Origin of the sequence: Pseudobacillus sp. 179-B 2D1 NHS (assembly GCF_045370945.1) — a bacterium.
Taxonomy (GTDB): Bacteria; Bacillota; Bacilli; order Bacillales; family Domibacillaceae; genus Pseudobacillus.
In genome coordinates this window covers 161,074-172,621 of record NZ_JBIQDP010000006.1, presented here as the reverse complement: position 1 = coordinate 172,621, position 11,548 = coordinate 161,074, and the positions used below count along the sequence as shown (strand labels likewise).

The following is an 11,548-nucleotide window of genomic DNA, read 5'->3' as shown; positions in this document are numbered from 1 at the left end:
CAAATTGTCGGGGCATGCTCTGGATTCTTGAATTAGAGGTGTATGCCATTGCCGGTAAAAAAATTTGCTCCTGATTACGTCCTGCTAATTTTGATTTCAGTTCTGCTCACTATTGGAATCACCATGGTGTACAGTGCAAGCGAAATATGGGCTGAATACAAATTTCATGACGCGTTCTTTTTTGCTAAAAGGCAACTTTTATTCGCGGTTGTTGGATTTGTTGCCATGATTACCATTATGAACGTGGAGTATTGGACATGGCGCCGCTTTTCAAAATCAGCATTGATTGTCTGTTTTGTTCTGCTGATCCTTGTGTTAATACCGGGGGTTGGGATGGTAAGGAACGGCTCTCAAAGCTGGATCGGAGCAGGGGCATTTTCTATTCAGCCTTCCGAATTTATGAAGCTGGCGATGATTATCTTCTTAGCTGGGTATTTATCTGAAAACCAAAAGTATATGATTTATTTTAGAAAAGGACTGCTGCCGGCGCTTGGACTGGCCTTTACTGCTTTTGGATTAATTATGCTGCAGCCGGATCTCGGAACAGGAACGGTCATGATAGGAACGTGTCTTGTGATGATTTTTTTATCCGGTGCTCGGATTTTCCACTTTGCTCTTATGGGGTTCGCTGGAATTGCTGGTTTTGCAGCGTTGGTGTTGTCAGCGCCTTACCGAATCAAGCGGATTACCTCCTTTCTGGATCCGTGGTCGGATCCGTTAGGAAGTGGGTTTCAAATTATTCAATCGCTTTATGCCATTGGACCTGGAGGACTGTTTGGTCTTGGGATCGGTGGAAGCCGTCAGAAATATTATTATTTGCCCGAGCCGCAAACTGATTTTATTTTTGCGATATTAGCAGAGGAGCTTGGTTTTATCGGAGGGATTTTCATCCTCTTGCTCTTCTCATTGCTCTTTTGGCGGGGCATCAGGATTGCTCTTAATGCCCCTGATTTATTTGGTAGCTTCCTTGCAGCGGGGATTATTTCGATGCTGGCCATACAAGTCATCATTAATATCGGTGTAGTCACCGGCTTGATGCCTGTCACTGGTATTACTCTCCCTTTCTTGAGCTATGGAGGGTCGTCTTTAACGCTCATGCTCGCAGCGTTTGGTATTTTACTTAACATCAGCCGCTACGCCAAACGTTAAAAGCGCCTTCTGTCAGATCAGCTGCTAATTTTTTAAGATATATTATCCCTACGACAGCTTGAAACCTGATTATTCAGGTTTCTTTTTTTTTTGAAAAACCTTGATTTTAACCTGATATCATTTGATTCTCGCTATCTATTGATTTAATATGAGATTGCATTAAGTGAAATCGACAAGAATAAGATTATTGCTTGAGTCAGAAATGTAACAATTAGGTGAGAATTGCTACATTTTTTTTGTTTCCTTTTCAAATAAGCAAAGTTATATTTATATAATGGGTGATTGTAGTATGATAAAGGACAGCGACCTATCTCTGCTTTTATGGAGAGAAGGCAAGAAACCTTTTGATTTAACTATACATACACTTATAGAAACAAGACGTGCAGTGATTAATTTGAGGTGAAAAGAAAATGAAAATAGTGGTCAGCGGCGGAGGAACTGGTGGACATATTTATCCAGCTCTCGCCCTTATAAGGACAATAAAAGAAAAATATCCTGAAACTTCATTTTTGTATATCGGTACGGAAAAGGGTTTGGAATCTAAACTCGTCACGAGAGAAGATATTCCGTTTCGCTCCATTGAGATAACGGGATTTAAACGCAGCCTTTCCATGGAGAATGTAAAAACAGTAATGCGCTTTCTAAAAGGTGTAAAAGAATGTAAAAGAATGATAAAAGAATTTAAGCCTGATGCTGTGATTGGTACGGGTGGATACGTATGCGGGCCTGTCGTCTATGCTGCTGCCAAGCTCGGCATTCCGACTGTTATTCACGAGCAAAATAGCGTACCTGGGCTGACGAATAAGTTTTTGAGCAAATATGTAGATAAGGTAGCTATCTGTTTTGAGGAGGCAGGCAGCTTTTTTCCTGAAAACAAAGTGGTGCTAACCGGAAATCCGCGCGCTTCAGAAGTCGCCAACGCCAAGCGGTCTAATGCTTTAAAAAACTTGGGTTTATCTGAGAAAGAGAAAACTGTGCTCATTTTCGGAGGCAGCAGGGGCGCGCGTCCGATTAATGAAGCCGTTGTGGAGTCGCTTGCCCAATTCGCTGACAGGCCCTATCAAGTTCTCTATATAACAGGTGAGGTCCATTTTGAGCAAGTTCAAAAAGAAGCGGAAGCTGCAGGCAAGCCTGAAAATGTAGTCGTCGTCCCATTTATTCATAACATGCCTGAGGTACTCGTTGAATGCGACCTTGTTGTTTCAAGAGCCGGAGCTACCACCTTAGCTGAACTAACCGCTCTTGGTGTTCCCAGCATACTCATACCGAGTCCGTACGTGACAAATAATCACCAGGAGAAAAACGCCCGTTCACTGACAGACCATGGGGCTGCTATCATGCTTGGAGAAAAAGAGCTGACTTCTGACTCGCTGCTAAAAAATCTTGATCATGTTTTGTTAAATGAAGATGAATGGCATCGAATGAAGGAAGCTGCGGCTCATTTAGGCATTAAAGACGCATCAGAGCGGTTGTTTGCAGTCATGCTTGAGCTAGCCAATAAATAACAAATGAACAATTTCTAAACGCAGAATTAATAGGAAGTAAATAAAAGAGTGGTTTTTTCTTTTATCCTCTTTCTCTCTGCATTACAATAAGTGTAATAGGGGGATGCGGCATAGATGTTTAGCCGCTCTTCTACTTATTATTTAATCGGACAGATCGGTGAACCTGGAGGAAAGGATATGGAAAAAGGAAAAATCGTCTCCATTGAAGAGAGAATTCCAAAGCTGAAAAAGTTGAGAAAAAGAAAAACAAACCGGCGGCTCATCTTCATTATTTCCTTGTTTTTCCTGATCGTATTGGCTGTTGGTTACCTTCAGTCGCCACTCAGCAAAGTTTCATCTATTAAAGTAGAAGGAAACGAGCTGTCCTCAAATGCTGACATCATTGCCCAAAGCGGCATTAAAGAAGGAGACAGCATCTGGAAAGTAGGAATGAACCGATCAGAGAAAAAACTTGAAAGTGATCCGAAAATTCATCAGGCCGATGTGTCAATTGTTTTTCCTAACAAATTAAAAATCTCTGTGAAAGAACAACAAAAGCTCGCTTATCTGGCAAAAGGGAAAAAACTATTCCCAGTGTTGAACAATGGAACAATACTCAGAGACGCAGCAGACGGCACACCTGAACAATTACCAGTTCTGTATGATTTCAAGTCGGGCAAAGAATTGAGTCGGCTGATGAGATCATTGGAACAGTTGCCGAGTGAAATAGTAAATTCCATCTCAGAAATTTACTATGCGCCTAAAAAAACGGACTCTCTTCATATTCAACTATTCATGAACGATGGATTTGAGGTTTCAGCTACCCTTAAAACCTTTTCTGACAAGATGGTTTATTACCCTGCGATTGTCAGCCAGCTTGATCCCAACGTCAAAGGGATTATTGATTTGGAAGTGGGCTCATACTTTAAAGCCTATGACTCAGAAAAAGGAAAAAAGGCTGAAGAACCAACCCCTCAACAGTAATTGTAACTATCTCGAATTTAAAAGGTCAATTAGTTAATGGTAAAAAATGTTTGAAACCCCTTTATTTAGAAGGAAACAATCGCTTTCTTTCAGTAAAATTGGCTTTTCTAGGGTCGCAACTTGGTGTAGACTTGTAGATAGCGGTTCTGTAACACTTTAGATATTTTTTATCTTTAACAGTTTTCCAATTAATCTATGAAAAAAGCAAAATAACAAAAAATATTAAATTTTAAAAGGGAATTATGTTGAAAATGACGAATGTTTTCTATTATATAAATAATTCGACCAAAAGAGAAAAAATTGTTGTTCGGACAATGAGTTTTTCAGAGCCAAGGGAGGTGCCACAGAATGAACAGCAATGAAGTATTAGTAAGTCTTGACATCGGTACGTCCGCTATAAAGGTAATAATTGGTGAGATGGTAAATGAATCGTTAAATATTATCGGTGTCGGGAACGTAAAATCGAAAGGAATTCGAAAGGGTTCAGTCGTAGACATTGATGAAACCGTTCATTCAATAAAAAAAGCAATTGAACAGGCAGAAAGAATGGTAGGGATAGAAATTAAACAGGTGGTTGTCGGCATCGCCGGCAATCATGCTCTTCTACAGCCATGCAGTGGGGTAGTGGCTGTCTCTAGTGAAAACCGAGAAATTACTGATGTCGATGTAGCCAGAGTCATTGATGCGTCACAGGTAATGTCTATTCCTCCAGACCGGGAGATTATCAATGTGATCCCAAAGCAATTTATCGTGGATGGTTTAGATGAAATTACTGATCCGCGCGGTATGATTGGCGTCCGGCTGGAAATGGAAGGAATCATTGTTACAGGCTCTAAGACCTTTTTACATAATACATTACGTTGTGTAGAGCGTGCTGGTCTTGAAATAATGGACATTGTTTTTCAACCGCTGGCAGCGGGAGAAGTTGCTTTATCGAAAGATGAGCAAAATTTAGGAACTGTTCTTATTGACATTGGAGGAGGTTCTACTACTGTAGCCGCATTCAGTCAAGGGAATATAAGGGCAACAGCCGTCTTTCCAATTGGCGGCGACCATATTACAAAAGATTTATCTATTGGATTACGGACGACTACTGAAGATGCAGAGCAAATTAAATTAAAGCATGGGCATGCTTTTTATGACATGGCCTCTGAAGAAGAAGTGTTTAGTGTTCCTATTATTGGCAGTGATCAGCATCAGCAATTTAGTCAATTGGAGATCTCCGATATTATCGAAGCGAGGTTAGAAGAAATATTTGAGATGATTCTTGACGAGTTAAGACATCAGGGGGTACAGGATGTGCCTGGTGGATTTGTTTTAACGGGCGGAACATCCGCTCTACCAGGAATACTGGATTTAGCTCAAGATGTTTTCCAAAACCGCGTTCGCATGGCGATTCCTGATTATATTGGAGTAAGGGAGCCGCAATATACGGCATCGGTTGGCTTAATCAAATATGCTTATAAAAACGCTAAATTGCAAGGAAGAAAAGTTAATGCTGTCCAAGAACCAATTATGGTGCCTGAATCGCGGCATGAAGAACCTTTGCCGCCTAAAAAAGCAAAGCCCGAGAAGCAGCCGGAACAGAAGCTGACTTCAAGAGTAAAGAAGTTTTTCGGATACTTTTTCGAAGAATAAGTCATCGTAGAGAAATAACGACGAATTAGGAGGATTTGTCATGTTGGAGTTTGATACTAATTTAGATTCATTAGCGACTATAAAAGTTATTGGCGTAGGCGGCGGCGGAAACAATGCTGTTAACCGTATGATTGAACACGGGGTGCAAGGGGTTGAATTTATTGCGGTTAATACCGATGCCCAAGCACTTAATCTATCAAAAGCTGAAGTGAAAATGCAGATCGGTTCAAAGCTTACACGTGGACTAGGTGCAGGTGCAAATCCGGAAGTAGGAAAGAAAGCAGCAGAAGAAAGCAAAGAACAAATTGAGGAAGCGTTGCGTGGAGCCGATATGGTATTTGTTACAGCCGGAATGGGCGGTGGAACAGGTACGGGGGCCGCTCCGGTTATTGCCCAGATTTCTAAAGATCTTGGTGCGTTAACGGTTGGCGTTGTGACCCGTCCGTTTACATTTGAAGGACGCAAACGGGCCACACAAGCAGCTAGTGGTATTGAAGCAATGAAAGCATCGGTCGATACGTTAATTGTTATTCCGAACGACCGATTGCTAGAGATCGTTGACAAAAGCACACCAATGCTTGAAGCATTCCGAGAAGCGGATAATGTTTTACGCCAAGGGGTTCAAGGGATATCGGATTTGATCGCTACTCCTGGTTTAATTAACCTGGATTTTGCCGATGTAAAAACAATTATGTCCAATAAAGGATCCGCCCTTATGGGAATCGGGATTGCTTCCGGCGAAAACCGTGCAGCGGAAGCCGCGAAAAAGGCGATTTCGAGCCCATTGCTTGAGACATCTATCGATGGAGCGCAAGGTGTAATCATGAATATCACAGGTGGAACGAATTTAAGCCTTTATGAAGTACAGGAAGCCGCTGATATTGTCGCTTCTGCTTCAGACCAGGAAGTAAATATGATTTTCGGTTCCGTGATTAATGAAAATTTAAAAGACGAAATTGTTGTAACTGTTATTGCGACTGGCTTTAAAGAGTCGGATTTACAGCAGCCGAAGCAGCCACGAGCTGGTTTTGGCCAAATGAAGCAGTCTGTTCAAGCACCTGTTTCTCCACCGAAGCGCGAACTGAGACAAGAAGAGGCACCTCCACAACAAGAGATGCCATCAAGACAGCCGTCTCAGCCAGCTGAAGAGACCTTAGACATACCGACATTCCTTAGAAATAGAAATAGACGCCGCTAATAAACAGGTAAGCGACAAAGATAAAGGCTGTTCCATTGGGACAGCCTTTATCTTTTTTTATTATAGAACATCTGTTCTTAAAGCGCAATTCTTTCCTCTCTCTAATCTGACAAAAACCGGAATTTTCCTTTAAAAATTGTTTCATTTCCCTTCTATATTGTGACACACTTCTTTTTTATTGCCCGATATACTTTTAATAAATACTCTTATTAAATGCAAGTGAACCTAAAAGGAGGATAGGGTACGTGTGGTTTTATATTTAGACGCGCTATGGCTATTGAATCTACTTGCGGACAGCTTGTTATTGTGGATGACGGCTATCTTTCTGAAAAGATCTGTAAAATGGTATCGCCTCCTAATTGGAGGAGGGATCGGTTCCATTAGTATTTTGTTGATGGTTACACCCTTTGCAGGAATTGCAGGACACCCATTTGCAAAACTCTCTTTATCAGTAGCGATGGTGTTAGCCGTATTTGGCTATCGGCGATGGAAATACTTTTTTGTTAATTTAATGGCTTTTTATTTCTCTACATTTTTAACCGGGGGCATGCTGTTGGGGGCCCATTATTTTATTCAATTTGATATGCAGATGGAGTCGGAATTTTTTCTGGCGGGATTAAAGGGATTTGGAGACCCTATCAGCTGGGTATTTGTCATGTTCGGTTTGCCAATTGCTTTCTATTTTGCCAGGAGCCGGGCAGACGATTTCGAGACAGCAAAACTTCAGCATGATCAACTGCTTGATGTAAAGATCATGATTAACGGCGCAGAATTTCTTTTAAAGGGACTTGTTGATACAGGGAACCAATTACACGACCCTCTTTCTAAAGCGCCTGTTATGTTGGTTTCTATTACTGGTTTAGAGGAACAGTTGCCTAAAGAAGTGATTAAAGCCGCAGATCAGCCAGAAATTTTGCTTTTCCAGGATGAATATTTGCCAGGAGAATGGCTTGATAAAATGAGATTAATTCCAGCTAAGTCTGTCGGAAAGGCCCATCAGCTACTACCAGCTTTTAAACCCGATTATGTAGAGATTAGCAATGGTCAGAAAAAAGCAGTCGTGTCAAAAGCGCTTGTTTCTTTTACATCTATGAGTTTATCATCTGACAATCAGTTTTCATGTATTCTGCACCCCAAAATGGCCTTGTCTTTGTCTTATGAAGAAGTATCATAACTTGCGATATTTATTCTTATTAATGAGGAGGTTGCTTTATGAGGAGTTTGCGATTAAAAATCACTTATTATTGGTACAAGCTGCTTATTAAATTGAAGCTGAAAACGGATGAAATTTATTATATTGGCGGAAGTGAGGCGCTTCCCCCACCTTTATCACGGGACGAAGAGGAAAAACTGCTTATCAAGTTGCCGAAAGGCGATCAGGCAGCCAGAGCGCTGCTGATTGAAAGAAACCTGCGGCTTGTTGTCTACATTGCAAGAAAGTTCGAAAACACGGGCATCAATATTGAAGACTTAATTAGTATCGGCACGATTGGTTTAATTAAAGCGGTGAATACGTTTAACCCGGAAAAGAAAATTAAACTAGCCACGTATGCATCCAGATGTATTGAAAATGAAATTTTAATGTACTTGCGTCGCAACAATAAAATTCGTTCAGAGGTATCATTCGATGAACCGTTGAATGTCGACTGGGATGGGAATGAATTGTTGCTTTCGGATGTTCTTGGCACAGATGACGATATCATCACAAGAGACATTGAAGCAGGAGTAGACAGAAGTCTTTTATTTAAAGCGATGGAACATCTGTCTGATAGAGAAAAACAAATCATGGAGCTGCGCTTCGGCCTAAAAGGAGAAGAGGAAAAAACACAGAAAGATGTGGCGGATTTATTAGGAATTTCGCAATCTTATATTTCCAGACTAGAAAAAAGAATTATTCAGCGGCTGCAAAAAGAATTTAATAAAATGGTTTGACTGACTCGTATTCCCCATTTGCAAATGAATGGCTAAGCGCCTAACAGAAAGCAGACAAAATGGGGAATTTTTATTATTTATGAACGAAAGTAACTGTGTGCATATTTCAAATTATACTTATAAGCTGGAACAGGGGCTCTTTAAAGTTAGAGTTTGTTTACGAATCAACATCGTTATTTATTTAGTGTAGTGCTCCTCCTGCTTCTGACTGAGCCGCTTCTGCTTTTCTTTGTCCAGCTGCAGGCGCTTGCGCGTACACGGATTTCGCTCTCTCAGTCGGAGTTTGGAAAGCAACTCCTCGTCGAGAGCCCCAATCCGCTATCGCGCAGAACGAGCGTCTTCCGCATTTCTTTTATGCATAGTTTTCTTTTTGTGGGGAGATACTGTTGGTTGTACAGCAGTTCCTGCGAGGAGGGAAATTTCATAATGGCGCGTAATAAAGTGGAGATATGCGGTGTGGATACTTCGAAGCTTCCCGTGTTAAAAAATGAAGAGATGCGAGATTTATTCCGTCGTCTTCAGGGAGGAGAACTGAGTGCACGGGAAAAGCTTGTAAATGGAAATTTGCGGCTCGTGTTAAGCGTAATTCAACGGTTTAATAATCGCGGTGAATATGTAGATGACTTATTTCAAGTCGGCTGTATTGGACTAATGAAATCGATTGATAATTTTGACTTAAGCCATAATGTCCGTTTTTCTACATATGCTGTGCCTATGATTATCGGCGAAATTCGGCGATATTTGCGTGACAACAATCCAATCAGAGTTTCTCGTTCGCTGCGGGATATTGCCTATAAAGCCCTGCAGGTGAGGGAGAGGTTGATTGCTGAAACATCAAAGGAGCCGACGGCTGAAGAGATCAGCAGGGAGCTTGATGTACCGAAGGAAGAAATTGTATTCGCCCTCGATGCGATTCAAGATCCGGTTTCTTTATTTGAGCCAATTTATAATGATGGCGGTGATCCGATTTTTGTTATGGATCAATTAAGTGATGATAGTCATAAAGATACGCAATGGATCGAGGAGATCGCTTTAAAAGAAGGATTGAAAAGGCTGAATGATCGAGAGAAAATGATTATCCGTAAACGATTTTTTCAAGGAAAGACACAAATGGAAGTTGCTGAAGAAATTGGTATTTCGCAAGCTCAAGTATCCAGGCTTGAAAAAGCAGCTATTAAACAAATGAATAAAAATATTAATTAAAAGTTGAAATAAGACTCTTCCAGGGCGGCCGCCTAAGAGTCTTATTTTTTTGTTTCTGCATATAGTAATATATCGGCAACTAAGCATTAAAGGGGGCAAGGCATTGGGAAGAATATCTGATTTTCAGCTGAAAGATATTGTCAATGTAGCCAACGGCAAGAAACTTGGAAACATTTCTGATATTCATTTGAATTTAACAGCGGGAACGATCGACTCTATTGTCATTAGTAGTTCCGGAAAAATATTTGGGCTTTTTGGAAAAGAAGAAGAAATTGTTATTCCTTGGTCACAGATTGTTAAGATTGGAGAAGATGTTATTCTTGTCCGTTATTCTGGGAACTCATTATCTGCAGAGGGCGGATCAAGAGAGGAATAATTTGTTTTTCAGTGACGTTTCCTGTTTGATTATGTTACACTAAAAGAAAATGCTCGGGAGTAGAAAAATGACGGAACCCTTTGTTTCTGCGCATGACAGCTTTTATATAATTAAAGATTGGCACGAGGCAGTACCCGGCCTCGTCGCAGGTTTTTCTACCAAAGCAGGCGGCGTGAGCACCGGGGATTTTGCCAGTTTGAATACCGGTTTTCATGTGAATGACCGCCCGGAAGATGTAAGAGCCAACCGAGTGAAGGTTGGCCGGCTTCTAGGTTTATCAGCAGAGTCATGGATTGGCGCCTGCCAGACACATGGAAACCGTATTGCTTGCGTAACCGGAGCAGACAGCGGAAAAGGTGCCCTCGATTATGAGTCAGGCTTTTCGGATACAGATGGTTTTTACACGGAGGAAAAGGGCATCCTGTTAACGCTTGTTTTTGCTGACTGTGTCCCTCTTTACTTTTTATCTAGAAAGCATAAAAGAGTGGGAACGGCTCATGCGGGCTGGAAAGGAACCGTGCTTGGCATTGGAGCCAGCATGGTAGAACAGTGGAAGAGAGATGGAATTAAGCCGGGGGAGATAGAAGCGGTGATCGGTCCGTCGATTTGCCAGAGTTGCTATAAAGTGGACAGCAGGGTGATCGATAAGGCGCGCCAGTGGCTGGACGATTGTTATCCTCTGCCGTTTTCACCGGTCGCTGGGGAAGCGGGACAGTTCTATCTTTCATTACAAGAGCTGAATAAGCTGATTTTAATGAAAGCTGGAGTTCCTCCGGAAAATATTCGATCAACGATGCAATGTACAAGCTGTGGTGCAGAGTTTTTTTCGCATCGCCGCGATAAAGGAAAAACAGGAAGAATGCTAGGGTTCATTGGATGGAAGGAAGGAGTTTCAACGTGAAAGTAGCAGAAAAGTTGCAGGGTGTACAGCTGCGAATTCAAGAAGCCTGCGAAAGAGTGGGCAGACAAACAGATGAAGTAAAAGTGATTGCTGTAACTAAGTATGTATCGGTGGAGAGAGCGCAGGAAGCACTCGAGGCCGGACTCGTTCATCTCGGTGAAAACCGTGATGAAGGGTTGCTGGAAAAGTGGGACAAGTTAAAAGGAGAGCCTATATGGCACTTCATTGGCAGCTTGCAGTCCAGAAAAGTTAAAAATATCATTGATAAAGTGTCATACATACATTCACTCGATCGTCTTTCGCTAGCTAAGGAAATTAATAAACGGGCGGAAAAGCCGATTAATTGTTTCATTCAGGTGAATGTATCAGGAGAAGAGTCAAAGCATGGATTGTCGCCTGCAGAAGTAATTACATTTGTAGAACAGCTTGCCAATTACGAGAAAATTGTCCTGTGCGGACTAATGACGATGGCGCCGTTAACAGATGATGAGAAGGTGCTGAGAACTTGCTTCAAACAGTTAAAACAGCTTCAGGAGGAAATTCAAAATAAGCAGCTGCCTTATGCCCCATGCACGGAGCTATCAATGGGAATGAGCAATGATTATCAAATTGCCATCGAAGAAGGCGCAACAATGGTGAGAATTGGAACGGCACTTGTTGGTGAATAAGCCCAGGAGGTGGAG

11 protein-coding genes are annotated in these 11,548 nt (G+C 41.6%); all 11 read left to right on the top strand.

What is annotated here, in order from left to right:
• Positions 1 to 48: 48 nt before the first annotated feature.
• A complete protein-coding gene (spoVE, locus tag ACH0BF_RS08540) occupies positions 49 to 1,149 on the top strand; it encodes a stage V sporulation protein E (RefSeq protein ID WP_340854775.1) in 1,101 nt (366 codons plus the stop codon).
• Positions 1,150 to 1,559: 410 nt separating this feature from the next.
• Positions 1,560 to 2,654: an undecaprenyldiphospho-muramoylpentapeptide beta-N-acetylglucosaminyltransferase gene (murG, locus tag ACH0BF_RS08535; protein ID WP_340854774.1), complete on the top strand. Its 1,095-nt coding sequence runs from the start codon at positions 1,560 to 1,562 to the stop codon at positions 2,652 to 2,654.
• Positions 2,655 to 2,768: 114 nt separating this feature from the next.
• Positions 2,769 to 3,617 carry a cell division protein FtsQ/DivIB gene (locus ACH0BF_RS08530; RefSeq protein WP_340854773.1) on the top strand — a complete coding sequence of 283 codons (849 nt, stop codon included), beginning with the start codon at positions 2,769 to 2,771 and terminating at the stop codon, positions 3,615 to 3,617.
• Positions 3,618 to 3,965: 348 nt separating this feature from the next.
• Positions 3,966 to 5,255 (top strand): cell division protein FtsA, encoded by a 1,290-nt coding sequence (gene ftsA / locus ACH0BF_RS08525; protein WP_120037100.1) that lies wholly within the window; start codon positions 3,966 to 3,968, stop codon positions 5,253 to 5,255.
• 40 nt (positions 5,256 to 5,295) lie between these two features.
• Entirely contained in the window at positions 5,296 to 6,453 is a 1,158-nt protein-coding gene (gene ftsZ / locus ACH0BF_RS08520) for a cell division protein FtsZ (protein ID WP_120037102.1), read from the top strand.
• A 247-nt stretch (positions 6,454 to 6,700) separates the two neighbouring features.
• Positions 6,701 to 7,627 carry a sigma-E processing peptidase SpoIIGA gene (gene spoIIGA / locus ACH0BF_RS08515; RefSeq protein ID WP_340854771.1) on the top strand — a complete coding sequence of 309 codons (927 nt, stop codon included), beginning with the start codon at positions 6,701 to 6,703 and terminating at the stop codon, positions 7,625 to 7,627.
• A 38-nt stretch (positions 7,628 to 7,665) separates the two neighbouring features.
• Complete coding sequence (sigE, locus tag ACH0BF_RS08510; protein ID WP_041099835.1) at positions 7,666 to 8,385, top strand: RNA polymerase sporulation sigma factor SigE; 720 nt, start codon at positions 7,666 to 7,668, stop codon at positions 8,383 to 8,385.
• A 426-nt stretch (positions 8,386 to 8,811) separates the two neighbouring features.
• Positions 8,812 to 9,588 carry an RNA polymerase sporulation sigma factor SigG gene (gene sigG / locus ACH0BF_RS08505; protein WP_041099837.1) on the top strand — a complete coding sequence of 259 codons (777 nt, stop codon included), beginning with the start codon at positions 8,812 to 8,814 and terminating at the stop codon, positions 9,586 to 9,588.
• 103 nt (positions 9,589 to 9,691) lie between these two features.
• Positions 9,692 to 9,964: a YlmC/YmxH family sporulation protein gene (locus ACH0BF_RS08500; protein WP_120037104.1), complete on the top strand. Its 273-nt coding sequence runs from the start codon at positions 9,692 to 9,694 to the stop codon at positions 9,962 to 9,964.
• Positions 9,965 to 10,031: 67 nt separating this feature from the next.
• Positions 10,032 to 10,865: a peptidoglycan editing factor PgeF gene (gene pgeF / locus ACH0BF_RS08495; protein ID WP_340854767.1), complete on the top strand. Its 834-nt coding sequence runs from the start codon at positions 10,032 to 10,034 to the stop codon at positions 10,863 to 10,865.
• Positions 10,862 to 11,533: a YggS family pyridoxal phosphate-dependent enzyme gene (locus tag ACH0BF_RS08490; protein WP_340854766.1), complete on the top strand. Its 672-nt coding sequence runs from the start codon at positions 10,862 to 10,864 to the stop codon at positions 11,531 to 11,533. Before pgeF ends, ACH0BF_RS08490 begins: the two co-directional genes overlap by 4 nt.
• Positions 11,534 to 11,548: the final 15 nt, after the last annotated feature.

Coding starts and splice junctions, on each gene's coding strand:
- ftsA (WP_120037100.1), top strand. CDS start 3,966: ATGAACAGCAATGAAGTATTAGTAAGTCTTGACATCGGTACGTCCGCT.
- murG (WP_340854774.1), top strand. CDS start 1,560: ATGAAAATAGTGGTCAGCGGCGGAGGAACTGGTGGACATATTTATCCA.
- ACH0BF_RS08530 (WP_340854773.1), top strand. CDS start 2,769: ATGTTTAGCCGCTCTTCTACTTATTATTTAATCGGACAGATCGGTGAA.
- sigG (WP_041099837.1), top strand. CDS start 8,812: ATGGCGCGTAATAAAGTGGAGATATGCGGTGTGGATACTTCGAAGCTT.
- pgeF (WP_340854767.1), top strand. CDS start 10,032: ATGACGGAACCCTTTGTTTCTGCGCATGACAGCTTTTATATAATTAAA.
- ftsZ (WP_120037102.1), top strand. CDS start 5,296: ATGTTGGAGTTTGATACTAATTTAGATTCATTAGCGACTATAAAAGTT.
- sigE (WP_041099835.1), top strand. CDS start 7,666: ATGAGGAGTTTGCGATTAAAAATCACTTATTATTGGTACAAGCTGCTT.